The organism is Cellvibrio chitinivorans, assembly GCF_035117775.1.
GTDB lineage: Bacteria > Pseudomonadota > Gammaproteobacteria > Pseudomonadales > Cellvibrionaceae > Cellvibrio > Cellvibrio chitinivorans.
This window is the reverse complement of record NZ_JAYKKN010000001.1, coordinates 197288-222573: the sequence shown is the minus strand read 5'-3', so window position 1 is coordinate 222573 and position 25286 is coordinate 197288. Positions and strand designations below refer to the sequence as shown.

Here is a 25286-nt window from a genome sequence, read left to right as displayed (position 1 = left end):
AAAAAGGCAGGTTTTTATAATTAGCAATTAGCTTGCCAGAGAACTTCAACAGCGGCAGTAAGGCTAGATAAGGGTTGTCCGGACTATTTCTGTGCAAATAGAGGTCTGAATTGGTGCGCTGGGTTTTATGCATGCCCCAACTTGGGTTGTCTTGACAGAAATCTCATTGTATCCAAGTATATATAACGACGATTTAATGCCGATATGAATGAGGATTATGTGGTGATTAAAAACAAGAATTGTTGGTGCCTGTTCTTGATGTGGATATGGATGAGCGCGTCTCTTGTTGCGCAGGCAAAGGATGTACGTATTTCCGCAGCGGCCAGTTTGACCGATGTGATAACTGAGCTGAGTCAGCGTTATGAACAGACGCATCCTGATATCAATATCAAAACTTCTTACGCAGGTTCATCCACGCTGGCCAAACAAATTGAGCATGGTGCAGTTGCCGATATTTTTATCTCGGCAGACAAGGGCTGGGCGGATTACCTGGATGAGCGACAATTGCTGGACTCAGCATCGCGCAAAAATTTGTTGCTTAATGAATTGGTTTTGATTGCGCCAATGAATCGCAAGCTGTCGATTCGGTTGGAAAAAGAGTTTGATTTTATCGGGGCATTCGATGGCAAATTGTGCACTGGCGACCCAGCCCATGTACCCGTAGGAAAATATGCGCAACAGGCGCTGACGTTTTATGGCTGGTGGTCGGCAATTCAACCGCGTTTGGTTGGCGCTGAAGATGTGCGCACCGCCTTGGCATTTGTCGAACGCGGTGAATGTGATCTGGGGATTGTCTACCAAACCGATTTATTGTTGAGCAAAAAAGTGCAGCTAGTTGCCAGCTTTCCCGCGGAAACACATTTGCCAATTGTGTATCCCGGTGCGCTGACAAAAGATGCAGCGCCAGAAGCGCAAGCCTTTTGGCAGTTTTTGCAATCGCCTGCTGCTACGGATGTGTTTATCCGCTACGGTTTTGCAGTGAACGAGTGAGTTTTATGTTGCGATTTTTTATGTTGTTAAGTTTTTATGTTGTTAAGTGAAGCCGAATGGGATGTGCTTTTGTTATCCGCACAAGTGGGGCTGTGCGCAACTTTATTATGCGCTTTGCCGGGCATTTTTTTTGGCTGGTTGCTTGCGCGTAAAGAATTTTTTTTCAAACCTGCATTGGAAGCAGTCTTGTATATGCCAATGGTGCTGCCACCCACAGTTCCGGGATACATATTGTTGGTTGTATTCGGCGCTCAAGGTGCGGCAGGGCAATGGCTAAAAAATAATTTTGGAATTGAGCTGGCATTTAATTGGAAGGGCGCGGTACTTGCCTCGGCGATGATTGCATTTCCATTGATGGTGCAGGCTGCAAAATTATCGGTACAGATGATTGATCGCCGCTTGGAATTGGCAGCGAGCACGCTCGGCGCAAGCCCATTAAAAGTCTGGTGTACTGTAACCTTGCCCTTGATGCTGCCGGGTATTTTAATTGGCTCCATTATGGTATTTAGTCGCTCGCTCGGTGAGTTTGGTGCGACTATTACGTTTGTCGGCAATATCGCCGGTGAGACGCGCACATTGCCGCTGGCGATCTATTCTGCAACACATCAAGTTGATGGCGATGCAATGGCGCTTCGCTTGATTGCAATTTGTCTCGCGCTCGCATTTTTTTCGCTGCTATTAAGTAATCTATTAACTCGCCGCGCCGAGCGTTGGTTGGGAGTGCGTCGTGCTTGAGTTGAATCTGGCGTTTCGGCGCGATGATTTCTATTTGCAAATTCAGCAGAATTTTTCTGCACCTATTAGTGGTGTGCTGGGTGCTTCTGGCAGTGGCAAAAGTACGCTGCTAGCGCTAATCGCTGGATTATTAAAACCCCAGCATGGCCGCATAATTCTCAATGGCAAAACACTTTGTGACACCAGTGCGCGCACATGGGTGCCTGCGCATCAGCGCCATATAGGTTTGGTGTTTCAGGATGGCCAACTGCTGCCGCATTTATCGGTGCGCAATAATCTGGTTTACGGCTTTAATAATATCGCGCCTGCGCAACGTCGCTTTACTGTTGACGCAATTGTTGAACTATTAGAGATAGGCTCGCTGTTAGAGCGCAAGCCTGCGCAATTATCCGGCGGCGAAAAGCAGCGTGTCGCCTTGGGGCGTGCCGTTTTGTATTCACCGGAATTATTGTTGTTGGATGAGCCTTTGTCGGCCTTGGATGAAAGATTAAAGCAGCAAATCTTGCCGTTTTTTTTGCGCATTTACGACGAGTGCAAAATTCCTATGCTTTATGTCACTCATGCGCTAAGCGAAGTCGAATTTTTAGATGCGCCCTGTTTTGTTATGCAGAGTGGAAAATTATCCGAACGCACAGTTTAATTTGCCGATGGCAGCGGCTTTTTTCATAGCGGATTTTTTCGTAATAGTGGCGCAAAGTTTGGAAAGTGTTTTTCGTTAAGTGCGCGCAACTCCTGCTGTAATTGCTGATAGCGCTCCAGTACATCCATCCCCAATGCAGTTAATTGCGTTCCGCCACCATGATTGCCGCCCGTTGCGGTTTCCACCAAAGGTTGCTGGAAGCAGCGGTTCATGGCATCGACCAATAACCATGCGCGCCTGTAGCTCATGCCCAGATGTTTTCCCGCTGCCGAAATAGAGCCTGTAGTTTGTATCGCCACTAATAGCTCTGCTTTGCCGGGGCCAAAGGCAATTTCATCGTCCAGCATTAGGCGCGCTTGTGTTTTCAGGCGTGCTCCTGAATTTTTTTTGCTTTCGCTCATGCCGGAGTTTTGCTTTTGAGTTGCCCGACAAAATTGCAGGGGCGATGACGACTATCCAATTGTTCTTTGATAATTTTTTCCCACGCAGTAGTGCAGGCGCCGGTTGAACCGGGCAGGCAAAAAATCAGTGTGCGATTGGAAAAACCCGCGGTCGCACGCGATTGAATCGTGGAAGTGCCTATCTCATCAAAGGACACTTGGCGAAATAGTTCACCAAAACCAACAACGGTTTTATCAAAAAGGGGCGTTACTGCTTCCACGGTGGAATCGCGCCCCGCAAAACCAGTGCCGCCGGTAATCAAAACCACTTGTGCAAGCGGATCAATAATCCAGTTGGAAAGCACTGCGCGGATTTGATAAATATCATCGACCACTAAATTGCGGTCATGTAACTGATGACCGGCGGCGATTAATAAATCTTCCAGACGCTGGCCGGAGGTGTCGGTTTCGCGCGTGCGGGTATCAGATACAGTTAGTACACAAATGTGCAGTGGTTGAAATTCTTTTTGGGCTGACATAATCCCCTCTCGGTCTCCCCTTTTGCAAAGGGGAGAAGCTATTCTAAAAAGCCGTTCGCGAGTTAAAACGAAGGCACATTTTTCAAGTATTAATCTATCGTTGTTTGGGAGTTACTCCTCCCCTTTGAAAAAGGGGAGGTCGGGAGGGGGTTGCATTACCCTCCCGTCATATTCATAAAGCGTAGGATTTGCGGTTCGTCCGCCAAATCAAAGGTGTGTTTTTCCGGTTTGTGCTGCATGGCATTGATAATGCGCGTGCGCAAATCTGTGTGCAGATTTGTGCTTGTGCGCAACGTCTCGCGCAAATCCACGCTGTTTTCTTGCCCTAAGCACAACAACAATCGGCCGGTGGCAGTCACTCGCACGCGGTTGCAGCTGCTGCAAAAATTATTGGAATGGGGTGAGATAAATCCTATGCGCGAGTTGTAACCGCTTGCTTGCCAGTAACGCGCCGGGCCGGCGTCATCCTGTTTGGAAAAGACCGGCTGTAGCTCGCAATGTTGTGCGATGCTCGCGCGCAGTTCTTCACTGCTGACAAACTCTGCCGCGCGGCCGTGTTCATTGATACGGCCGAGCGGCATCTCTTCAATAAAGCTGATATCCAGCCCTTCATCCAGCGCAAATTGCACCAGCGCGGGCACTTCATCTGTGTTGTAGTGTTTGAGTGCAACACAATTGAGTTTGATGCGTTTAAAGCCAGCGGCCTGAGCGGCTTTGATCCCGGCCAATACTTGGTTGATATCACCAAAGCGGGTGAGTTGGCGAAAACGTTCGGGATTAAGGCTATCGAGGCTGATATTGATGCGCTCAACGCCTGCATCTTTTATTGCCTGTGCATAGCGCGGCAGATGAGTGCCGTTGGTGGTGAGGCAGAGTTCTTTTAAGTCGGGCAACTGCCCCAGTCGTTCCAGCAAATCAATAATGCCGCCTCTGATCAGCGGCTCGCCGCCGGTAATGCGCAGTTTGGTCACGCCCAGCCCGACAAAGGTTTCGCCCAGTGTTGCCAATTCTTCAATGCTCAATACCTCGGCGCGAGGTAGAAAGGTCATGTCTTCGGCCATGCAGTAAACGCAGCGCAGGTCGCACCGGTCAGTGACTGACAGGCGGACGTAGTTGATGGTGCGGCCAAAGTTATCGATCAGTTGCATGGGGGCGAATCTATTACCTATATAAAGAGCGTCTGGTTGCTAACAAATAGTCTAGGCGACCTCTGTGGCTTGAGCGCACTCTACCTTTGGTGTGTTGATCGCTCAAGGCGTTTTCTGTTCCTTGGGCGAGTCATCTTGTCTGCTTGCTCGTATTGCAAGTGTCTCGCCAGATCGAATAGAACGGATGAAAAGATGCTGTTCCAAAATGGTGATTTAGTAGAGTTTATACCCGTAAGTGAGTTGTCTGGAGATAATTTTCAGAGGTTGGCGGATTCTGGCCCTATACTGTTTGCCTTAAAAATCACCAAAAAACAGTGTTTTGTTTTTATTTGGTGCGCAGTGCACCATCTATTTGTTTCTAATTGGTGCGTTTTTGCAAAATAGAAAAAATCGAATTTGTTTTTGTTTGGTGCGTACTTGCACCAATAAAAATCACAAGTTGATTTTTATATGATCTCCCGCATCTTGCCGTTCTCCTGTTTTGTGATTTTTGAATTTGTGTAAGCTATTGAAAATAATCAATAAATAGTTATTTCAAAGCATTTTTTACGTTCTGGCATTGGCTTTGCAAAACCTCCTGTGTAACCAAAACGCAGGTGTTGCCATGAACAGTTTCCTTAAAGCCAGTGTAGAAGTTCTTCCATCCGCGATGCTAAAAGCACGTGCGGGTGGCGATGGACAAGCTAAAAAAAGTGATGACTACAGCAAGCGAAATCGTGCTGGAAAAGTCTGGCTGGTAGGTGCAGGCCCGGGCGATGCCGAGCTGCTTACGCTTAAGGCGCTGCGTGCAATTAATGCTGCGGATGTGATTTTTTATGATTATTTGGTGAGCGAAGAAATTCGTTCACTCTTCCCTAAAAATATTCCCGCTTTTTATGTCGGCAAAGCCAAAAACCAACACAGCATTGCGCAGGAAGATCTGAACCAATTATTGGTGAAGCAAGCGCAGTTGGGTTTGGATGTGTGCCGAATTAAAGGCGGCGACCCATTTGTATTTGGTCGCGGTGGTGAAGAACTGTTGGAACTGCGCTCTGCTGGTATTGAGGCCGATGTAATTCCCGGCATTACCTCTGCTTCCGGTTGCAGCACCTATGCAGACATTCCACTCACTCATCGCGGTTTATCTCAAGGCTGTACTTTTGTCACTGGCCATGCCGAAAAAAGTTTGGATGTGAATTGGGATGCGCTTGCGCAACTAAAACATACCTTGGTGTTTTACATGGGCCTGACTCGCGCCGATGAAATCTCTGCAAAATTATTGGCCGGTGGTTTGGCTGCGGATACGCCGGTTGCGATTATCGAAAACGGTTGCCGTAAAGATCAACGCAACATTATTTCTTCTTTAAGTGAATTCCCTGCGGATGTGATCCGCGAGCAAGTGCAATCGCCAGCGCTGATTATCGTAGGCGAGGTGGTGCGCATGCGCGAGAAATTACAAGCCTGTGTAGAAGCCAATGCAGAGCAGGCTTATACCGCTGAAGCGCAATACCTGTTGGCTTGATGTGTTGCTTGGCGAATAACTTTCTGAATTAAAGAACCCTAATTAGTTAATACAAAAATTTCACGACCGTGAGGCAGATATGAAGAAGCGCATTGTAGTAGTCGGAAACGGCATGGTAGGGCACAAATTTATCGACAACATGGTAAATCACGCTGATGCCGATCAGTATCAGGTGATTACCTTCTCGGAAGAGCCGCGTCTTGCGTATGATCGCGTGCAGCTCTCTAAATATTTTTCCGGCTCAACTGCCGAAGATCTGATGCTCACCAGCGAAGATTATTACAACGAGAAAAAAGTCGAATTTATTTTAAAAGATAAAGTGGTCGATCTGGATTTTGACAACAAAGAAGTGATCACTGCTTCCGGCCGTCGCGAAGCTTACGACAAATTAATTCTCGCTACAGGTTCATTCCCGTTTGTTCCGCCAATCCCCGGCAACAATGGTGAACACTGTTTGGTGTATCGCACCATTGAAGATTTGGAAGCAATTACTGCCTCGGCACAGCAAAGTAAAATTGGTGTGGTAGTGGGCGGTGGTCTGCTTGGTTTGGAGGCTGCGGCTGCATTAAAGGCCGCTGGTTTGGAAACTCATGTAGTGGAATTTGCTCCGCGTTTGATGGCGGTACAACTCGACGAAGGTGGCGGTAAATTGCTGCGCCGCAAAATTGAAGATATAGGTGTGAAAGTTCACACACAAAAAGCGACCAATGAAATTGTTGCTGGTACTGACTCGCGCTATCGCATGAATTTTGCCGATGGCAGTCATTTGGAAACCGATATGATTTTGTTCTCGGCCGGTATTCGTCCGCAGGATGAACTCGCGCGTAAATGCGGAATTGGTTTGGGTGAGCGCGGCGGTATTGTGGTCGACAACAATTGCCAAACTACTATCGAAAATGTTTATGCCATTGGTGAGTGTGCACTGTGGAATAACCGCATTTACGGTTTGGTTGCACCCGGCTACCAAATGGCAAAAGTGGCTGTGTCCCATATCACCGGCGGCAGCGATCAATTTATGGGTGCCGATATGAGCACCAAGTTGAAATTGCTCGGTGTTGATGTGGCATCCATCGGCGATGCACACGGCACTACTCCCGGCTCACTGAGCTACACCTACAGCAACGATGTAGATGAAGTTTACAAACGCATGATTGTGTCGGCCGACAATAAAAAATTGTTGGGCGCAGTGTTGGTGGGCGACGTAGAAGCCTACGGCACATTGCAACAAATGTGTGTGAATGGAATGGATTTGCCGGAAGATCCTAATTGCTTGATTCTGCCAAACGTTGAAGGCGGTGGCGGTATGGCAATCGGTGTAGATGCATTGCCGGAAGCAGCGATGATCTGTTCCTGTTTTGATGTAAGCAAAGGTGCAATTTGCTGCGCAGTAGACGGCGGCGCACGCACTATGGGCGATATCAAATCCATCACTAAAGCATCAACTGGTTGTGGCGGTTGTTCAGCGTTGACCAAACAAGTAATGGATTCTGCGCTGGTAAAACTCGGCGTAGAAGTAAGTAATCATATCTGTGAGCACTTCCCGCATTCGCGTCAGGAATTGGCTGACATAGTGCGCATCAAACAAATTAAATCCTTTGATGATTTGTTGGATCAACACGGCCACGGTTTGGGTTGCGATATTTGTAAGCCTGCGGTGGGTTCTATTCTCGCTGGTTTCTGGAACGAATATGTGTTGGACAAAAAACACATCGGCCTGCAAGACACCAACGATATTTTCTTGGGCAACATGCAAAAAGATGGCACCTACTCAATCGTGCCGCGCGTTGCCGGTGGTGAAATCACTCCCGATAAATTAATTGCCCTCGGTCAAGTTGCGAAAGAGTACAAGCTCTACACCAAAATTACCGGCGGCCAACGTATCGACTTGTTTGGTGCGCAATTGCATCAGTTGCCAACCATCTGGAAAAAATTAGTTGACGCTGGTTTTGAAACTGGTCACGCCTACGGTAAGTCTTTGCGTACGGTGAAATCCTGTGTGGGTTCAACCTGGTGTCGTTACGGTGTGTTGGATTCTGTGGGCATGGCAATCACGCTGGAGAATCGCTACAAAGGTGTGCGTTCACCGCACAAAATTAAATTTGGTGTGTCGGGTTGTACGCGCGAATGTGCTGAAGCGCAATCAAAAGATTTTGGTGTGATCGCCACTGAAACCGGTTGGAGTTTGTATGTGTGTGGTAACGGCGGTATGCGCCCGCGTCACGCTGATTTATTTGCAACCAGTTTGGATGATGCAACCCTGATTAAATATATCGACCGCGTAATGATGTTCTACATCCGCACCGGTGACCGTCTGCAACGTACGTCTGTGTGGATGGAGAATATGGAAGGCGGTTTGGATTATCTCAAGAAAGTGGTGATCGACGATAAGTTGGGCTTGTGTGCTGAGTTGGAAGAGCAAATGGCTTACAACATCAGTCAGTACCAATGTGAATGGAAAACCACGGTTGAGAATGAAGAGCTGCAAAAACGATTCAAACACTTCATTAATACCGATGCGACTGACAGCAATCTCGCTTACGTGGTAGAGCGCGAACAAATTCGCCCGGCTACTGCACTAGAGCGTAGTAACGAGAACATCCAGTTTGTTGAGTTGGTGGATTAATCCCTCCCGGCCTCCTTTTTCCAAAGGGAGGAGTTGGTTCCCCCTTTGAAAAAGGGGGGTAGGGGGATTAAATCTTTTCTGGTTCCCCTTTTCAAAGGGTGAGAAAAATTCAAATACAAAATTTTTAGCGAGAAAAATCATGAGCGATAAAATCTGGATTAGCGTGTGTGAAATTGAGGATTTGCTACCCGACACTGGCGTCTGTGCGCTGGTAAATAATCAGCAGGTGGCGATCTTCCGTTCGCGCCGTTTGAATGAAGTGTTTGCAATATCGAATTTTGATCCGATTGGTGAAGCCAATGTATTGTCGCGCGGCATTATTGGTTCGATTGGCGATGAGGTGGTGGTTGCTTCACCGCTGTATAAAGAGCATTACAACCTGCGTACTGGTGAATGTTTGGAAAAACCGGAATACAAAGTGAATGTGTTTCCTGTGCGGGTAGATGATGGTTTAGTGCAAGTGCAGGCGTAATCGTTTTTTGTTGTGTGTTCACTCCCTTCTTCTTCGGCTTGCTTCATGAGTCGGTTTAATGGGCAACCTTTGGGTTGCCCTTTTTTATAGCTGCTCTTTTTATATGGCAGTTATATTTCTAGCGATCTTTTTTATCGTGCAACGGCAAATGTATGTTTGTGTTCATACATTCGTTGATCTGCGATTTTAGTGAGTTCTAATAAGTCGCTACCGTCATGCGGATAAAAAGCAGTGCCAATGCTGCAGCCGATGTGAATCGGAATGCCTTCAATTAAAAAGGGTTCATCCAATATTTGCTGGATTTTTTCGCTGACGATATTGGCCTGATGAAAGTCATCGATCTGATGCAGCAGTATTACGAATTCATCGCCGCCGATGCGCGCGACCGTATCCGAGGTGCGCACTGCGCCTAGCAGCCGTTTGGCGACCTGTTTTAATAATTCATCGCCCAGTGCGTGGCCGTATTGGTCATTGACGGGTTTGAATTTATTGAGGTCGAGCAACATCACCGCGAGCACGCGCTCGTGACGTTTGCAGTAGCTTAGCGCTTGCTTGAGTTGCTCGGCAAAGAGGGCGCGGTTGGGTAGCCCGGTCAGTGCGTCGTGCTGCGCCATAATGCGGTGGCGTTCTTCGCTCTCGCGCAGAGCTTCCAATGCGCGTTTGCGTTCAATGGCAATTTCAGCGAGGTAGGCCGACTCTTCAATCAGGCGGATGTCTTCAGCAGTGGGCTCGGCAATTTGCGCCTGGTAAATCGCAAAGGTGCCCAAGACTTCGCCGCGCCGGTTGATAATCGGCTCGGACCAGCAGGAGGCCAGCCCTGCTTTAGCGGCTAGATCGCGCACGCTAGCCCAAGCCGGGTCGTTTTGGATATCGCTGGTGATCACTCGCTGGCCGTTAGCTATAGCCGTTCCGCAGGAGCCAAGTGGTTTGGCGATGGGCAATCCTTCAACTGCTTGATTGTAAAACTCGGGCAGGTTGGGTGCAGCAGCGACTTTCAGGGTATTGGTTGTGCTATCAACTAATAAAATGCTGCAGGTCATCTCGGGCTTGAGGTGTTCCACACCGACGATGATGCCGAGCAGTATGTCTTCCAAGGCATCATCTGCCACTATTTGTGCCAGCACATTGTTGTGGCCGCGCTGCCACACATCGGCACTGCGCATTAAGCGCACCATGTTGCGTAGTTTCAGATTGACCCGGTTGATATGTACTGCGGCGGCGATCACAACCGCTACGCCAAATAAAGCCGCAAGCGCAATATAAATACTATTCACCTATATCCTCGTTCCACAGCTCGGGTTGCTGTGCGATAAAATCCTGCATCATTTGTAAACATTGGGCATTGTCGTGTAAATCCAGTTCCACTCCGTGGCTGCGCAAATAATCTTCTGGCCCCTGAAAAGTGCGATTTTCGCCAATCACCACTTTCTTTATGCCGTATAACAGCACAGTGCCGCTGCACATATCGCAAGGGGAAAGGGTCGAATAAAGGGTGGCGCGGCGATAATCCCGCGCGCTCAGGCGCCCGGCATTTTCCAGACAATCCATCTCGGCATGGAGCACGCAGCTGCCTTTTTGTACGCGCTGGTTATGCCCGCGTCCGACGATTTTGCCATCGATCACCAGTACTGAACCTATAGGAATACCGCCTTCTGCAAGGCCTTTGCGGGCTTCATCGATGGCGGCCTGCATAAAAGGATCTGTCGTCATCTAACGCGCTCCTTGGTCGTAAAACGGCGGATGCCACAATTAATCGGGTTGATCTAATGCTGCTGGCTGTGTTGTTTTAAGTGACGGTTGCAGAGGCGGGATTAGTTTATACCTGCTCACAGCTGTCTCAGTGTAGACAGTGATTCCCCTCATGGCAGCTGGCGCACAAATTTTTACGAAAATTAATCCAGAACCCGTTTTGCGGAACGATATTGCAAATAACTGCAAATACGATGCCGCTCTTTGAGTGTGGCGATAGGCGGCAAGAAAGCGATAAAGCTTCTATTCTTAGAGCGGCGTTATTTTCTTAACACTGCGCTATTGTTTTAACGTGACGCTATTGTGGCGCGGGCGCATCTTGTAGAATTCGTCCCTCGCTGTGGAATTTGCCCCCTCGGAACATATATCCCGGACTTTTTGGTTCAGGCAAAGGAGTGGAGGTTATGATTTTCCCTTCCTGTTTACGCATCCTCATCAGTAATGAGATTTACCCTATGAAAAAAGCCTTGGTTTTCATCGCACTTGCCTGTCTGAGTACAAGTGCTTTTGCCGATATGCTCGATGTGTTTCGCGAGGCAGACGGTAGTACCAAGTGGCAGTACGTCGCCAATACCAGTGCCGGTATTTTGATCATTTCGCTCGGGATTGCGCTTATCTTCCTTATTCGTGCGCATTTGCGCGCCATGCGCTCCAATCGTGCCCTAACCGATATCAAGGCAACTTTGGAGGATCGGGTAGCTGCGCGCACGGCGGAATTACAGGAGCGCGAGGCCTACATTGGCAGTATTGTTAACTCCATGCCGGTGATGTTGATTGGTTTAAACAAGCAATTGCAGGTCACCCAATGGAACAAAAAAGCTGAAGAGATCACCGGGCGCCCATTTAACGATGTGGTCGGGCAAAATCTGTGGAGTGCCTATGCCGCTATCACCCTCACAGAGGAACAAGTAAATTCGGTTCTGACCTCCGGTGAAACGCTGAATCTTAAACACGCCCAGCGCGGCCAATACAGTTTTGACATCACTCTCTACCCGCTCGTTAATCACGTTGATACCGGCATAGTGATTTTGATTTCCGATGTCACCAAGCAAGTCAATGCGGAAAATAAAGTTGCCGAGCGCGATAAAGTATCGGCGATGGGTGAGCTTGCATCGGCGATGGCATTTGATATCAGCATGCCAATGAAAGCGATTTTGTCGCGTGTGACGCGTGCGCGCGCCGAGATTGAAGCAGCTGACTTGGGTGAAGTAAAAGACTTTTTATTGCAGGAGGTTGAAACTGTGCGGCTGAGTGCGCATCAGGCAACAGCAATTGCACAAAACCTGTTAGATCTTGCAGGCAGTCATCGCGACAGCAAACAAGTGGTCGATATTGCGCCCATCATGGAACGCAGCATCGCTCTGGCGACGGAATTGTTTACCGATGCTGATAGTCTCGCGTTTAAGCACATTAATATTCGTCGCAATTTCGCTGAATCCCTGCCGCAAATTCCTTGTTACCCCGCAGAGTTGGAACAAGTTTTTGTGCGTTTGATGCGTAACTCCTTTTATGCGCTCAATGCAAAAACTTGGGATGACAGCAATAAGCCTTGGATCAATATTGAAATTGGTGAGTTCTACGATTCGCTCTGGATTAAGATCGAACACAATGGCAAATGTTTAACTGCAAATGAGCAGCTGGATATCTTCCAGCCATTTTTTGCATTGACCAATCGCGATTCAACTTGTCCGGTAGAACAGCGTTTGTCCTACTCCTATTTTATTATTACCGAGCACCACAGGGGGCAAATGGCGGTGACCTCCGATGAACAAAACGGAACCTGTTTTAATATTCAATTGGCATTGAGTTGATTTATTTTTGGCTTCACAAAAAGCTGCTGTCAGTAACTGACAGCAGCTTTTTTTATGATCGCAGTTTTTATTTTTCGCCTCTTTGCAGGAGTTTTTATGGGTGATGTCGAAACGAGTGGGCTGATGAAAGATGGCTTGGGTAAGCCTGCGATCAAGCGCATTGCTTCCAGTGTGGCATTGGTTGTGCCCGGATTTAATGCCAAAGCCTTTCAAAAAGATGCGGAGATCGGTCTTGATGGGCTTGAATTAAAAGCACGCGTCCATCACCTGATTGCAGTATTGCATCGTCACTATAATTTGCCGTTTAAAAAACTCAGCAAACATTTACAGGAACTTCCATCGGTATGGGATAAGGGTAGTGTTACTGATAACAAAGCAGGTTTTGCTGCTTGGCCGTTAATTGATTACATTGCGGTTCACGGGTTACAGCATCCCAAAGAAGCATTAAAAACTCTGGAAAAGTTAACGCCATTATTTACGGCCGAATTTGCAATACGCCCGTTTATTCAAGAGCACACAAATATTACCTACGCAAAATTATTGGAATGGTGCGAGCATCCATCCGAGCATGTGCGCCGTTTGGCATCGGAGGGTTCGCGCCCGCGCTTACCCTGGGGTATGCGTTTGCCGCAATTTATTCGCGACCCTGATCCGCTATTAGCAATTTTGGAAAAGCTAAAAGCTGACGAAAGTCTTTATGTGCGTCGCTCGGTTGCGAACAATCTTAATGACATCAGTAAAGATAATCCTGAGTGGGTGATTAGCCTGTGCCAGCGTTGGCTGGCTGATGGGAACGAACATACTGACTGGATAGTTAAGCACGCACTGCGCTCGCTGATTAAAGCGGGAGATGCTCGCGTATTTCCGCTGTTGGGATATACAGAAAAACCCAAAGTTAGCCTGAGTGAAATTGTGTTAACTAATAACCGGATTAATCAAGGCGAAGCGATTGGGTTTTCTTGTTCAATTAGTGGAGGCAAAAAAGCGCAAACCTTGGTGATTGATTACGTAATCTATTTTATGAAAGCCAATGGAGATTTAGCGCGGAAGGTTTTTAAACTGAAAAATATTGAAATGGCTACAAACGAAATTTTTCAGATTAATAAATTGCATTCATTCAAACCGATTACGACCCGTAGGTATTACGCCGGTATGCATCGGGTTGCAATTCAAGTAAATGGTATTGAAATGAAAATCGCTGACTTTCATTTGGATATTGATTGAACTATTAGAGTGACTTGCGAGGTGAAAAACCCTGACAGGGCAATCTGTCAGGATTTTTTAAGGCGAATTATTGTACGCGGCGCCAGTGTTCCTCGATCAGCGTTCCATCTTCCATGCCCTTATGAATCCACAGGTCTTTTTTGATCACGCCATTAAAGTGATAGGTTTTTCCCATTAGTCGTGCTTCTGAAGTGACATCCACAGTTTCTTTGTAGTCCTCACCTTTAAATGTATAAGTCCCTGAAGCGGCAACAATAAACTTTCCGGTGTTATCCCAGGTGATAAAGGTGAAATGTTGCTCCGACAGGATTTTGCGGGACAGGGTAGTTTTGTCTTTTATCTCCCCAACAACCTCACCTTGCTCATTTTTGTAAATGGCGTATTCCAGCTCCCAAGTGCCGACCAGTGATTCAGCTTGCACCCAGTGACTTATGCTTAGGGTTGTTAAAGCAACTAATAGTAGAATTTTTTTCATGATTTATCTCAATATTTATCTTGGTTAATATGATTTTGTATTTTTTTAGATTTTTTTTGAGAGTGCTCATGGCTAAAAATAGTGGTGTTGGGATTATGCATGACTTGTGCATGTGCTGCTTGAGACTAAACAAAAATTAATATTAAAGTGAACTTAGCGCGATATTGAGTTTGTTTTCCAGCTCGGACTTTAGCTGTAAATAATGCCCCAACTGTATACCGGTTTGTTGTGCGAGACTTTCGTGGCAGAGCGATAAGTCGAGGTCGGTTATGTAGCAAGGGTAGCGCTCGCCGTGCCTACGTCTGCGAATAATATAGTTAGCAACGGCTTTAAATAGCTCATCGCCATAGGCAAGTGCGGAAAATTCCTGCTCATTACAAAAAATAGTAAAACGTAATTCTTGATCGATATCCAATTCGGCAATAGCTTTGATGTTGATAAAGTGCAGCTGGCTTAAATCATTTTGCAATTGGCGGCGTTCTGCCAGCCCTTGCTGTTGTTTGATGTTGCCTAGCAATTCATAGATATAAATGTCTTTGGTGTCAGTGCTGGAGTGATGACTGTCCAGCGACTGCCGCCGCAAGGCCGCGTTAATAAAAGTGATTAGTGGGCGCAGTAGTGTCTGCTGATCGTGATATTCAGTTGTGGTTGAGAAGACTGAGCCTTTTTCATCGACAATGGTGATCTTTGCTTGAGTGTTTTCATGCTGATAAAACACATAGATTCCAGACTGTTTAATTTTTTCGCACATAATGCGCAAGGGTTTGTCGCGCAGGCCATAGCGATCAATCACTATTGGGCTGAACTCAAGCTGGGCCTGTGAAAGTTTTTCCAGTAATTGTTCATAGCTTTTAAAACGATGAATTTGCAATTGCTGATGTACAAATTGCAGTAGTAAATATTCATCGCCCATTTCTAACAGGTAGCGGCTGGTTCGTGGATGCGAGCCGGAGTAATAGCAGCTAATCAAATCACGCCATAACTCAGTCAGTCGCTGCGCAATATTGCTGCCTTGGTTGCTGCTAAAACAGCGCACACTTAACTCGGGTAATGAAAAATGCTTTCCGGGGGGAAATAACCGGAAGTAGTGTTGCAGACAATTTACCAGAGCATCATTTTCGTAATGGCGACAAATTAACTCGCCCCAGGAATTGATTTGAATTACATCAGCATTAATCATCAGGTTTTCACGCAGGCCGCTGTAGCCAAATGCATCGCGCTGATTGCTTAGCATTTGCATGCCTTTTTTATGCAAGTCAGGCTGAGGCTCAACCCCGGTGTTGGCGATGATTAGTAATTTTTCGATACTGGCAGGGCGAGTAAATTGTTGGTGTTCAACCGTTAATGGAATCGGCAGCCAGTGTTGTAAGGCGTGAATCAGTTGTTGCCTTTGGGTGTGGTTGAGCGAAAAGGCGGCGCCGATAATATCGACTTTAGTATGCCTTGCCAGTACTTCATTCGCGTGGCACCAGAGCAATAATTCCACCAGACTGCGTGAGCGTTTAATCGGCTCCACATTGATATTGCGCAGAGTTAAATCCTGCTGGCTGCCACGCATTACTTGCCAACTCTCACCATTGTCATCGTGGTGGCGAATAAAACACAGATTGTCTTCACTTAAATCGCGCGAGATACCGGGGTTTATCCATTCAATTTTTCCCGCTTTGCGTTCAAAGGCTGCATGCAATTTGCGGCCGAGAACCATTAATTCATCACTGCGAATAGCAATCTCATTTTGGTGATGATTATTCAGTTCGCTTAACAGTCGGTAACTTTGGTTAAGTTCGTTGACGAGTAGTGCACGCTCGCTAATGACGTGTGGTGCTTTCCAGTAAGCGCGGTTGTCGAGCATGTGTAATTGATGTGCTGACCAATTCCAACTTTTGACCAAGCTTTCAAGCAGTTGTCGCTGCCAGGATTTATTGGTGCGGCTGATGCGTGACAAAGGCCGGTTCACTTTAAAATAAAAGCAGCGGCGAACTAAATCCAAGCGCTGTAGTTGATTGTGTTGTTGCAAATACTGCTCAATGCACCGGTAAACCATGACATAGGGATCAAGTGCATCTGCATCTGGCTCCTGCGCATAAATAGCGCGCTTTAGGCTAAGTGCAAGTGGCTCGCCTTCGTTCGCCTTGGTGGCTTCTGTTGCGGTTGTTCCTGTTTCAGTTATTTCTGTTTTGGTTGCTCTTATCTCGGGGGCTTGGCCAGATTGTTCATAGCTGGCATAAAATTCCAGCAGTAAAAGTTTGAGTGCTGATTTATAAGGCGATTCAATGGCTTTGTAGAGTTGCCAAATACCTGCGCCGATAAATTCATTGGTAGGGATATATGGCAAGCCGCCAAAGTCGATTACATCTGTGTGGCGAATAAATCGCTTCTGCAAAAGTTTTTCGCGATAGCTGCTGTAGTTGGCTTCTTGCGATGCAGGAATAAACCACCAGAGTGGAACTTTTCCGGCGAGCCACAATGCAGTGCGATAAAACTCATCCAGCAATAAAAAATGTTGCGCCGAACCGCTTGCCTCGCTATTGAGCGATTGGCTCGTTTGTGCCGAAAACTCATCGCTACGCATTAAAAAGAAATGCACTTCCAAATGAATATGCTGTGCTGCCCATTGGCTAATTAGTTTGCACTTGCGTTCCAGTTCTGCAAATTCTGTTTGATTTTCATCGAGGCTGTGGCATACCCACACATCCAGATCGCTGCTGTCATTTTGGGCAATGGTGCCAACGCTGCCCATAATAAATAACGCATCTATGTGAAATATTTTTTCACTGAGATCGCGTTGATGTTGAAAGCTGCGCGCCAGTATTTTAGCGGTGCGCAAAACCTCGGCATCAGGCGTGTACTGATAAATACCGGCAGGTGTGCGATGCGATACATAGCCCGGCAGCATGGAGTGGTTTACATGAAACAGCAGCGGTAATAACTGAAAAAATTGTTGCTGGCGTTCGGGTAATGCATCGAGCGTGCGTTGATAGCGCACCTGATTCAACGTGAGAAATCGTTGCTTGAGCTGATTGAGTTGTTTGCGATCAACACCCTCATCGATATCGTGTATGTCTATTGGGCGTGAATACATGGAGTTTAGTGTTGAGAGTTTCCGAGAGTAATTTTTTTCTTACGCAGAATATCGGCGAGCGTATTGTAGAGCAATTCAGGGTTGACGGGTTTGGATAAATAACCGTTCATGCCTGCTGCCAAGCAGCGCTCGCGGTCACCACGCATGGCCTGCGCGGTAACGGCAATAATAGGAATACTGTGTTGTTGTTTGTTGATGCGCAATTTGCCCGCGCGAATTCGCTGTGTTGCTTCTATACCGTCCATCTCCGGCATTTCCAAATCCATCAAAATTACATCAAACGGTTCGCTGGTATTTTCCAATAGTGTTAATGCTTCTATGCCATTGGCGGCGATGGCCGAGATAATTTTTTTGCGTTTGAGAATGCCGCGAATCACTTGTTGGTTCACGATGTTGTCTTCGGCAATCAAGATGCGCGCATTCTCAAGCAGCTCTTCAATATCACCGGGAGCTGTTGTTTCCGGGCTGATGTCTTGCAGTATTTGTTCTCGGCCAATAGTTTGGCTGATGGCATCAAACAGGCGCGATTCACTTACTGGTTTGCTTAAAAATTCATCGACCAAAATCGCGTTGGGGTCGGCGCTGGAAATTTCATCGCGGTGATAGGCAGAAATTAAAAAAATGCGTGGTTTGTGTTTCAGACTGAGATCGGATTTGATCATGTTGGTGAGTTGCAATCCAGTCATGCCGGTCATACGGTAATCGAGCAAAATGAAGTGATAGGGTTTACCCAGATTATCCGCTTGGCGAATGCGTTCAAGGGCGATCAGCGGATTGTCGGTTTCATCGGCTTGCAAATGAATACTGCGCGCTGTGCTCGCGATAATGGTGCGCGCAATGGTGTTGCTATCCACAATTAACACGCGAATATTGTTTAAATCGCGTGGATGGCTCACCAGTGTTTTTTCACCTAAATGACTGTGTTCAAATGCCGCGCTAAAGATCACTTTGCAGCCTTGGTTTAGTTGCGATTCAATCGCAAATTCGCCCTGCATTAAATGCACAAGATGGCTGCAAATACCGAGGCCATAGGTAGTGTGTTCATGGCTCTGCGTCGATTTGTTAAACACCAGTTGTTCTTTTATATGCGCGAGTTTTTCATCGGTCATGCCCAAGCCATTATCTTCAATGGTAAATTCCAGTACCACCTGTTTTGCGGTTTGACTTTTGCGTGTGACTTTCACCAATACTTGATCGGTATCGGAATATTGAAATGCGTTGTTAATTAAGTGACCGATAATTTGGCTCAAACGCGAAGCGTCGCCGCGCAAAAAACGCGGCACATCGGATTTGATGTCGTACACAATATTGACGGTGCGATGCAGCGCGCTAATTTCAAACAGACGCGATATTTTTTCAAACAGCTGATCCAGATCAAAATGCGCGTGTTCAAGAATGACGCGGTCGGATTCGATTTTAGAAAAGTCGAGTAGTTGATTAATAATCTGCAAGAGTGAATCTGCGGCTGAATTGATGCTGGAGAGATAACTCTTCTGTTGCTCATCAAGCTTGGTGTCATGCAGTAAATAACCTATGCCGATAATCGCATTCATCGGCGTGCGAATTTCATGGCTGATGCGTGCGAGGAATTCACTTTTGGTTTTGCTGGCGAGATCGGCCTGCGCTTTGGCGCTGAGCAGCTCCTCATGCGAGGTCATAAAATCGGAAATATTGGTGTTGACGCAAACACAGCGAGTGGCGCGCCCCTGTGCATCTGGCTCAAAAAATTTGGCTTTGGAGTGAACCCAAATACTATCGCCATTGCGGTGCAGCATTCGGTATTGAAGTTGTAGCGATTCGCAGCAGTTTTCAAGTGCAGATTGGAACTCCGCGAGCATCGCATCCACATCGTCGGGATGGACAAAATAATCGCGCAGGGTATCCAGATTGCCGGGCAGGTCTTCGTAGTCGTAACCGAGCATGCGCAGATAGCTGCGGCTGAAATAAATCTTGTTGGTCTGCAGATGCCAATCCCATGTGCCATCGCTGCTGGCTTCCATCGCATAGCGGTGGCGCATGTCCCGGTCATTCAAACGCGCGAGCTCATCCTCCAGCTGCCGGATTCTGGCTGCCAGTGCCTCTTCAGTTGCGCCTGTTTCGGTAGCGCCTGAATGGAGAGATTTATCGCCCATAGCCTGCGTGTCCCTTTTATCCGTCTTGGTTGGGTTGGATAAAGTTGGGTTGGATAAAAAACATACTGCCGGACTTAAAGCCTAGTCCACTTTGGTGCAAATACCAGTAGTGAACAGAATTAAATGTTGGATTTGACGACAAACAAAAACGCCGCCGATGGATACCAAGGGCGGCGTTTTTGTGCGTGCAGAAAAGATCGATTAACGGCTGGCGATGCTCGCCTTGGCGCGCTCAACTGCGGCTTTCACCTGTACAGGCGCGGTGCCGCCGATATGGTTGCGCGCCGCCACTGAACCTTCCAGCGTCAGTACTTCAAATACGTTGGCTTCGATCACGGTGGAGAACTGCTGCAGTTCTTCCAGCGTCATCTCCGACAGATCTTTGTTGGTCTCTACGCCGTAGGCCACTGACTTACCCACGATTTCATGTGCATCGCGGAATGGAACGCCTTTGCGCACCAGATAATCCGCCAAGTCAGTTGCGGTAGAGAAACCGCGCTTGGCCGCTTCGTAAAGCTCCGCTTTGCGCGGTTGAATCGCCGGTACCATATCCGCAAACGCACGCAGACAATCTTTTACTGTATCGATGGCATCAAATACCGGCTCTTTGTCTTCCTGATTGTCTTTGTTGTAAGCCAGTGGCTGGGATTTCATCAGCGTCAGCAGGGCAATCAAATGACCGTTCACACGACCGGTTTTACCGCGCACCAGTTCGGGCACGTCGGGGTTTTTCTTCTGCGGCATGATCGATGAGCCGGTACAGAAGCGGTCGGGCAGGTCGATGAACTTGAACTGCGATGAAGTCCAAAGCACCAGCTCTTCGCTCATGCGCGACATGTGCGTGAGCAGGATACTGGCGAAGGCGCAGAATTCGATGGCGAAGTCGCGGTCGCTTACGGAATCGAGCGAGTTCTCGGTCGGCGCTTCAAAGCCGAGCAGTTGTGCGGTGTAGGCGCGGTCGATTGGGTAGGTCGTACCAGCCAAAGCGGCGGCGCCCAATGGCAAATAGTTCATGCGCTTGCGGCAGTCCAGCAAACGGCTGTAATCGCGCTGCAGCATTTCAAACCAGGCCAGAATGTGATGACCAAAGGTCACTGGTTGGGCGGTCTGCAAATGGGTAAAGCCGGGCATGATGGTATCGGTATTGGCTTCGGCCAATTGCAGCATGCCTTGTTGCAGACGAGTCAGCTCTTTGGCGATAGCATCGATTTCGTCGCGCATATACAAGCGAATATCGGTCGCCACCTGATCGTTACGCGAGCGGCCGGTATGCAGTTTTTTACCGGTGATGCCAATGCGCTGGGTCAGCAGCGCTTCGATGTTCATGTGCACATCTTCAAGGCTAACCGACCAGGTAAATTTACCGGCCACGATTTCGGCGCGTATCTCTTCCAGACCAGTAATAATTTGGTCGCGCTCGGCTTCGGTCAATACGCCAACTTTCGCCAGCATAGTGGCATGGGCGATGGAGCCATTAATGTCGTGATGGTAGAGGCGGTAATCAAAACCGATAGAGGCGGTAAAACGCTCGACGAAGGCATCGGTGGCTTCACTGAAGCGGCCGCCCCAGGGTTTGATTGGCTGATCGTTTTGGCTCATGAGCATGTGTCCACAATCTTGAAAGAATGAAGGAGGCGACGGGCGCGTTTAGGCTAAGATTCACCTTGGCAGCCATAGTGGCGCCTGATGACGCTAATTCGCGAGTGCCGGGGCCGCGCATTATAGCTCAATGCCTGTTTAAAAGACCTACTAACGGATGCCGCTCTTGTCATGACTGCACCAGAGACAGAAACCACCAACAAGCTAATGCCGCCACGCTCGCCGCAGGCGGAGCCAGTTGCGCCTTTTTTACCGGATTTGTGCAGCAGCCAATCGGTCTTTCTTCTGGTGTTGGTGGCGGAATTGTTGGCGCTGTTGCTGACGATTGCGGCCTCATCTGGCCTGCAACATTTCAGCTGGGACAAGCTGGCGATGATCTCAGTGCAGGTGCAGTGGATCGTCGTCTTCAGCGCTATCGCCCTATGTCGCCTGCGTTTTTGGCTGGGGCGACAGGAGCATGCGCGCGCTGGCGCAGTCGCTTACGCGCTGGTGTTGGGCATCGCTTTGGTGTTGTGCCTTGCGGGGCAGGTGGTTATTTATGGCACCAGCGATTTGGCCTTTCAGGATGAACATCCCTTCGCGTTGGATGGCTGGTTACTGCTGAACAATATGGTTATCGCCGCGATTCTATCGGGCATTTTGCTGCGCTATTTGTATCTGCAACAGCAGTTGCGCAACCAGCAGCAGGCGGAGATGCAGGCGCGGATTCAAGCGCTGCAATCGCGCATTCGCCCGCACTTTTTATTTAATAGCATGAATTCCATCGCGAGCCTTATCGCCACTGAGCCGGATACCGCCGAGCGGGTGATTGAGGATTTATCGGAGTTGTTCCGCGCCAGTCTCGCCGAGCCGACTTTGATTCCGCTGGAACGTGAGCTGGCGCTGTGTAAACACTATCTGGATATAGAACAGTTGCGATTAGGGCGTCGTTTGCAGGTGGATTGGCAGATCAACAGCGGCAATCCGCAGGTGAAAATCCCCAGTTTGATGTTGCAGCCACTGGTGGAAAACGCGATTTTCCACGGCATAGAACCGCTGCCCAAGGGCGGCAAAATTACCATTCGTGTGTCCCAGAATGATAAGCAGCTGGGCATAGTGATCAGCAATCCTTACCTGTTGGTGAAGCGCAAATCGCCCGCCGATGATCACGGGCAGCGCCACAATCGCATGGCGCTGGATAACATTCGCCGCCGTCTGACTGCACACTTTGGCACTGCCGCGCGCCTGTCCAGCAGTGCGGAAAATGGCATATATACCACTTACATTTTTTGCCCTTTAACCCTGTAATCGCCCAGCATAAGAAGAGAGCACCAGCATGGACATTTTGATCGTTGATGACGAACCCCTCGCACGGCAGCGATTGGTGCGCATGGTGGAAAAAATCGACGGTTTTCGCGTGATCGCCGAGGCCGACAACGCCGAAGACGCATTGGTGTCCATCACCCAAAACGACCCGGATATAGTGCTGCTGGATATTCGTATGCCCGGCCGCGATGGCTTGAGTCTCGCGCAGGATATTGCTGAACTGGAAGATGCGCCGGCGGTAATTTTCTGCACCGCGTTTGATCAATACGCACTGGATGCGTTTGGCACTAATGCCGTGGGTTATCTGCTCAAACCGGTGAAGGCCGAGCAGTTGTTACAGGTGTTGGATAAGGCGAGCAAACTCAACAAAATCCAGCGCGTGGCCGCGCAAAAAACTACCGTGCCCAAAGCCGAAAACCAGCGCACCCATATCGCCGCCAAAACCCGGCGCGGTGTGGAATTAATTGCGCTTGATGATGTTCGCTACTTCCTCGCTGATCAAAAATACGTCACCGTTTTCCATCGCACTGGTGAACATTTATTGGATGAAACCCTGAAAGAATTGGAAGAAGAATTCGGCGCGCGTTTTGTGCGCGTGCATCGCAATTCGCTGGTGGCGGTTAAGCATATTGAAGCGCTGGAGAGAAATGCGCAGGGACAGTATCAACTTCGCTTGGCCGATATAGAGTTGCGCCCGACCATCAGTCGCCGCCACGTGGGCGATGTGAAAGAGCTGCTTAAAATGTTGTGATATTCCTGCATCGTCGATCGAAGAAAGCCGCCGCTTTTAGAGATAAAAGCGGCGGCTTTTTTATGCACGATGGATTTACATCATCGTCAGTTACAAGTCACTGTTGGCGTTTCTACGCTGCCGCCATTGGTGTTGCCCTGAATGCCAAATTCCACGGTTTGCCCCGCGCTTATGTTGTTGTTCCAGCCTGCACCGGTTGCGCTGTAGGGATTGCTGCCGCTCAAGGTTGCATTCCATGAGCTGGTAATGCGGTTGCTGCCGGAATAACGCCAATTTGCTGTCCAGCCTGATTTGGTACTGGTTCCGGTGTTGGTGATGCGAATCGCGCCGGTAAAGCCTGATCCCCAGGAATTACTTATCACATAGCTACAACTCAAGCCGCCACTCGCAGTGCTGGAGGCGACTGAACTTGCAGGCGAGGACACAACACTTGAAGCAACCGAGCTGCTTGAGCGGGAGCTTGATGCCACGCTCATGTTGGATGCCGCGCTGCTCGCGTCACCCTCAATCCCCCAAGGGGCAGGCAATGACGCGCAGCTGGTGCGACCCACGCAGCTTTGCGCGTTCTCCCAACCCCAGCCGCTGTCGCTGGTGACGCAGATCGGGTAGCGGTTGCCGTACCAGTTACAGCTGCTGCCTGAACTGGGTGAAGAGGAGCTGCTTGATACTTGGCTCGATGCGACACTCGATGAACTGAGCGCGGATGAGCTAGACGTCGATGAAGCAACAGAAGAACTGTTGGATGAGCTTTGGTTGCCGCCAAAATGCGTTGCTAGTTTGGATGTTGCCTTGATCCCGTTAGTGCTGTTGATCAAGTAATTGCCCCAAGTACTGAGCGATGCCGCGTTCCAGTTGTTGACTATATCGAGCGAGGTGCAGCAGCTGCCATTGCCCGACCAGCTCCAGCCGAGATAGCCGATGCCCATATCCTGCGCGTACTGCAAAATCGCCTCTTCGGCCACATTGCTACCGCCGTGATCAGCGCCAAACTCACCCACTACAATCGGCAATCCTTTATTTTGGAAGCTGCTCAGGTAGCTCTGCACAATGCTCGCATTGCCGTAAACCTCGTACATATGCACGGAAAATACGGTGTTTTTGAGGCTATCGGCCGCAAAAATGCTGGTAGCGTTATCGCGCATGGCATTTTTCCAATCTTGCCCCCAATTGGCTGCATCCACCATTAATTGATGAGTCAAACCACCGCTGCGCAGGGCTTTAATGGCGGTGATTGTGTCGCTGGTGTAAGTGGACGCCGAGGTGCTATTGCCGAAGGGTTCATTGGCGATATTCACGATCACATAATCTTCCTGCCCGGTGATGGCGGCTTTGATATCGCTGCTCAGCCAATATTCGGTCGCCTTACTGATATGCGTCGCGGCGGCGCTTTCGCCGTAACCGGTAGAGTCGTGTACTTCGAGCACACACACCAGCTTGTTGGCCTTACATTGGTTGATCACGTTGGTGACATCGGCGCCGTTATTGCGCGTCCACTGGGTGCCATTGCTCAACACAACACGTACCGAGTTGGCGCCGGTCGCGGCTATATCCTGCATGGATTGATTCAGGCGGCTGGTGTACCAACTGTGGGCATGATTGACCCCGCGAAATACAAAGTTATTGCCATTGGGGTCGAGGATCTGGGTGCCACTGACCGACCAACCGGCAAATGCCGGCGCCATCATGGCCGAGGTTGCCAGTGCCAGAGCGGTTTTTGACACTAGTGATTTGGTTAGCTGTTTCATAGTGGTTTTCCTTGGGCAGCATGAGGCCCTTGCAGGCAAAAGTGCTGCAATTAAAGGGTTATTGTTGGAGGTTTGGCGACTGCATGTCTGCCGGGTGATTACTCGCTCGCGACGCTCTGCTGATGTTTATGTGGCTGTCTGGAGATCAGCGCTAATCGTTATTATCAGATGTGAGCCTGGAGATTTGTAATCGGTTACATGGTAAGACTGAAATCGCTGCAATAACAAGACAACTGGCGCCTGCGATAGTGTGCCAGTGCTCAAAACGGGAAATTAAAAGCCGAAACCGAAAGGTGAACTTTGAAATTTGAAACCGGAAGTGCTGGGGACTTGAGAGCGCAGCTTGGCTGGCGTTCCAGCCAAGCTGCGAAGGGTGAATCACGAT

20 protein-coding genes are annotated in these 25286 nt (G+C 48.7%); 10 read left to right on the top strand and 10 right to left on the bottom strand.

Annotated elements, in window-relative coordinates; all coding sequences use genetic code 11:
• Positions 1-270 precede the first annotated feature (270 nt).
• The 3 genes from modA to SPL68_RS00955 are packed head-to-tail and all read left to right on the top strand — an operon-like array spanning position 271 to position 2365.
• Positions 271-990: a molybdate ABC transporter substrate-binding protein gene (gene modA, locus SPL68_RS00965; RefSeq protein ID WP_323813194.1), complete on the top strand. Its 720-nt coding sequence runs from the start codon at positions 271-273 to the stop codon at positions 988-990.
• 36 nt (positions 991-1026) lie between these two features.
• Entirely contained in the window at positions 1027-1725 is a 699-nt protein-coding gene (gene modB, locus SPL68_RS00960) for a molybdate ABC transporter permease subunit (RefSeq protein WP_323813193.1), read from the top strand.
• On the top strand, positions 1718-2365 hold the full coding sequence (locus tag SPL68_RS00955; RefSeq protein WP_323813192.1) for an ATP-binding cassette domain-containing protein: 648 nt from the start codon (positions 1718-1720) through the stop codon (positions 2363-2365). Before modB ends, SPL68_RS00955 begins: the two co-directional genes overlap by 8 nt.
• A 23-nt stretch (positions 2366-2388) precedes the next feature.
• Here the strand turns inward: SPL68_RS00955 and SPL68_RS00950 are convergent, their stop codons facing one another.
• From SPL68_RS00950 to moaA, 3 genes are all read right to left on the bottom strand, one after another.
• The gene (locus SPL68_RS00950) at positions 2389-2766 is read right to left on the bottom strand and encodes a winged helix-turn-helix domain-containing protein (protein ID WP_323813191.1); all 378 of its coding nucleotides are present in this window, start codon (positions 2764-2766) and stop codon (positions 2389-2391) included.
• Positions 2763-3284, bottom strand: a complete 522-nt coding sequence (gene moaB, locus SPL68_RS00945; RefSeq protein ID WP_323813190.1) for a molybdenum cofactor biosynthesis protein B — start codon at positions 3282-3284, stop codon at positions 2763-2765. The genes SPL68_RS00950 and moaB overlap by 4 nt, the downstream gene beginning before the upstream one ends.
• Before the next feature lie 155 nt (positions 3285-3439).
• Entirely contained in the window at positions 3440-4432 is a 993-nt protein-coding gene (gene moaA / locus SPL68_RS00940; protein WP_323813189.1) for a GTP 3',8-cyclase MoaA, read from the bottom strand.
• Between the two features lie 649 nt (positions 4433-5081).
• On the opposite strand from moaA, the gene cobA reads away from it, so the two are divergent.
• The 3 genes from cobA to nirD all read left to right on the top strand — a co-directional run bounded on the left by cobA (position 5082) and on the right by nirD (position 9028).
• Positions 5082-5933 (top strand): uroporphyrinogen-III C-methyltransferase, encoded by an 852-nt coding sequence (cobA, locus tag SPL68_RS00935; protein ID WP_416377412.1) that lies wholly within the window; start codon positions 5082-5084, stop codon positions 5931-5933.
• Between the two features lie 79 nt (positions 5934-6012).
• Entirely contained in the window at positions 6013-8556 is a 2544-nt protein-coding gene (nirB, locus tag SPL68_RS00930) for a nitrite reductase large subunit NirB (protein WP_323813187.1), read from the top strand.
• Between the two features lie 139 nt (positions 8557-8695).
• On the top strand, positions 8696-9028 hold the full coding sequence (nirD, locus tag SPL68_RS00925) for a nitrite reductase small subunit NirD (RefSeq protein WP_323813186.1): 333 nt from the start codon (positions 8696-8698) through the stop codon (positions 9026-9028).
• Between the two features lie 131 nt (positions 9029-9159).
• Here nirD and SPL68_RS00920 read toward each other — a convergent pair whose 3' ends face one another.
• Both SPL68_RS00920 and SPL68_RS00915 read right to left on the bottom strand, forming a co-directional pair.
• Positions 9160-10302, bottom strand: coding sequence for a sensor domain-containing diguanylate cyclase (locus SPL68_RS00920; RefSeq protein WP_323813185.1), 1143 nt, complete (start codon positions 10300-10302; stop codon positions 9160-9162).
• Complete coding sequence (locus SPL68_RS00915; RefSeq protein ID WP_323813184.1) at positions 10295-10738, bottom strand: nucleoside deaminase; 444 nt, start codon at positions 10736-10738, stop codon at positions 10295-10297. Before SPL68_RS00915 ends, SPL68_RS00920 begins: the two co-directional genes overlap by 8 nt.
• A gap of 443 nt (positions 10739-11181) precedes the next feature.
• Between SPL68_RS00915 and SPL68_RS00910 the strand changes: the two genes are divergently transcribed.
• Positions 11182-12588 carry a PAS domain-containing protein gene (locus SPL68_RS00910; RefSeq protein ID WP_323813183.1) on the top strand — a complete coding sequence of 469 codons (1407 nt, stop codon included), beginning with the start codon at positions 11182-11184 and terminating at the stop codon, positions 12586-12588.
• A gap of 96 nt (positions 12589-12684) precedes the next feature.
• Positions 12685-13812: a DNA alkylation repair protein gene (locus SPL68_RS00905; protein ID WP_323813182.1), complete on the top strand. Its 1128-nt coding sequence runs from the start codon at positions 12685-12687 to the stop codon at positions 13810-13812.
• A 67-nt stretch (positions 13813-13879) separates the two neighbouring features.
• Here SPL68_RS00905 and SPL68_RS00900 read toward each other — a convergent pair whose 3' ends face one another.
• From SPL68_RS00900 to argH, 4 genes are all read right to left on the bottom strand, one after another.
• Positions 13880-14287, bottom strand: a complete 408-nt coding sequence (locus SPL68_RS00900; protein WP_323813181.1) for a hypothetical protein — start codon at positions 14285-14287, stop codon at positions 13880-13882.
• A 142-nt stretch (positions 14288-14429) separates the two neighbouring features.
• Positions 14430-17369: a class I adenylate cyclase gene (locus SPL68_RS00895; RefSeq protein WP_323813180.1), complete on the bottom strand. Its 2940-nt coding sequence runs from the start codon at positions 17367-17369 to the stop codon at positions 14430-14432.
• A 5-nt stretch (positions 17370-17374) separates the two neighbouring features.
• Complete coding sequence (locus SPL68_RS00890) at positions 17375-19501, bottom strand: PAS domain-containing hybrid sensor histidine kinase/response regulator (protein ID WP_323813179.1); 2127 nt, start codon at positions 19499-19501, stop codon at positions 17375-17377.
• A 201-nt stretch (positions 19502-19702) separates the two neighbouring features.
• Positions 19703-21100 (bottom strand): argininosuccinate lyase, encoded by a 1398-nt coding sequence (argH, locus tag SPL68_RS00885; RefSeq protein ID WP_323813178.1) that lies wholly within the window; start codon positions 21098-21100, stop codon positions 19703-19705.
• Positions 21101-21271: 171 nt separating this feature from the next.
• On the opposite strand from argH, the gene SPL68_RS00880 reads away from it, so the two are divergent.
• Together SPL68_RS00880 and SPL68_RS00875 are read left to right on the top strand one after the other, a co-directional pair.
• Entirely contained in the window at positions 21272-22387 is a 1116-nt protein-coding gene (locus tag SPL68_RS00880; protein WP_323813177.1) for a sensor histidine kinase, read from the top strand.
• Positions 22388-22415: 28 nt separating this feature from the next.
• Positions 22416-23156 (top strand): LytR/AlgR family response regulator transcription factor, encoded by a 741-nt coding sequence (locus SPL68_RS00875; RefSeq protein ID WP_323813176.1) that lies wholly within the window; start codon positions 22416-22418, stop codon positions 23154-23156.
• Positions 23157-23242: 86 nt separating this feature from the next.
• Here SPL68_RS00875 and SPL68_RS00870 read toward each other — a convergent pair whose 3' ends face one another.
• Positions 23243-24901 carry a cellulase family glycosylhydrolase gene (locus SPL68_RS00870; RefSeq protein WP_323813175.1) on the bottom strand — a complete coding sequence of 553 codons (1659 nt, stop codon included), beginning with the start codon at positions 24899-24901 and terminating at the stop codon, positions 23243-23245.
• Positions 24902-25286: the final 385 nt, after the last annotated feature.

Excerpts from the sequence above, each read along its gene's own strand:
- modB (WP_323813193.1), top strand. The coding sequence starts at position 1,027 with ATGTTGTTAAGTGAAGCCGAATGGGATGTGCTTTTGTTATCCGCACAA.
- SPL68_RS00905 (WP_323813182.1), top strand. The coding sequence starts at position 12,685 with ATGGGTGATGTCGAAACGAGTGGGCTGATGAAAGATGGCTTGGGTAAG.
- SPL68_RS00870 (WP_323813175.1), bottom strand. The coding sequence starts at position 24,901 with ATGAAACAGCTAACCAAATCACTAGTGTCAAAAACCGCTCTGGCACTG.
- SPL68_RS00950 (WP_323813191.1), bottom strand. The coding sequence starts at position 2,766 with ATGAGCGAAAGCAAAAAAAATTCAGGAGCACGCCTGAAAACACAAGCG.
- SPL68_RS00880 (WP_323813177.1), top strand. The coding sequence starts at position 21,272 with ATGACTGCACCAGAGACAGAAACCACCAACAAGCTAATGCCGCCACGC.
- SPL68_RS00890 (WP_323813179.1), bottom strand. The coding sequence starts at position 19,501 with ATGGGCGATAAATCTCTCCATTCAGGCGCTACCGAAACAGGCGCAACT.
- modA (WP_323813194.1), top strand. The coding sequence starts at position 271 with ATGAGCGCGTCTCTTGTTGCGCAGGCAAAGGATGTACGTATTTCCGCA.
- SPL68_RS00910 (WP_323813183.1), top strand. The coding sequence starts at position 11,182 with ATGATTTTCCCTTCCTGTTTACGCATCCTCATCAGTAATGAGATTTAC.
- moaB (WP_323813190.1), bottom strand. The coding sequence starts at position 3,284 with ATGTCAGCCCAAAAAGAATTTCAACCACTGCACATTTGTGTACTAACT.
- SPL68_RS00915 (WP_323813184.1), bottom strand. The coding sequence starts at position 10,738 with ATGACGACAGATCCTTTTATGCAGGCCGCCATCGATGAAGCCCGCAAA.
- SPL68_RS00895 (WP_323813180.1), bottom strand. The coding sequence starts at position 17,369 with ATGTATTCACGCCCAATAGACATACACGATATCGATGAGGGTGTTGAT.
- nirB (WP_323813187.1), top strand. The coding sequence starts at position 6,013 with ATGAAGAAGCGCATTGTAGTAGTCGGAAACGGCATGGTAGGGCACAAA.
- SPL68_RS00900 (WP_323813181.1), bottom strand. The coding sequence starts at position 14,287 with ATGAAAAAAATTCTACTATTAGTTGCTTTAACAACCCTAAGCATAAGT.
- nirD (WP_323813186.1), top strand. The coding sequence starts at position 8,696 with ATGAGCGATAAAATCTGGATTAGCGTGTGTGAAATTGAGGATTTGCTA.
- argH (WP_323813178.1), bottom strand. The coding sequence starts at position 21,100 with ATGAGCCAAAACGATCAGCCAATCAAACCCTGGGGCGGCCGCTTCAGT.
- cobA (WP_416377412.1), top strand. The coding sequence starts at position 5,082 with ATGCTAAAAGCACGTGCGGGTGGCGATGGACAAGCTAAAAAAAGTGAT.
- SPL68_RS00875 (WP_323813176.1), top strand. The coding sequence starts at position 22,416 with ATGGACATTTTGATCGTTGATGACGAACCCCTCGCACGGCAGCGATTG.
- moaA (WP_323813189.1), bottom strand. The coding sequence starts at position 4,432 with ATGCAACTGATCGATAACTTTGGCCGCACCATCAACTACGTCCGCCTG.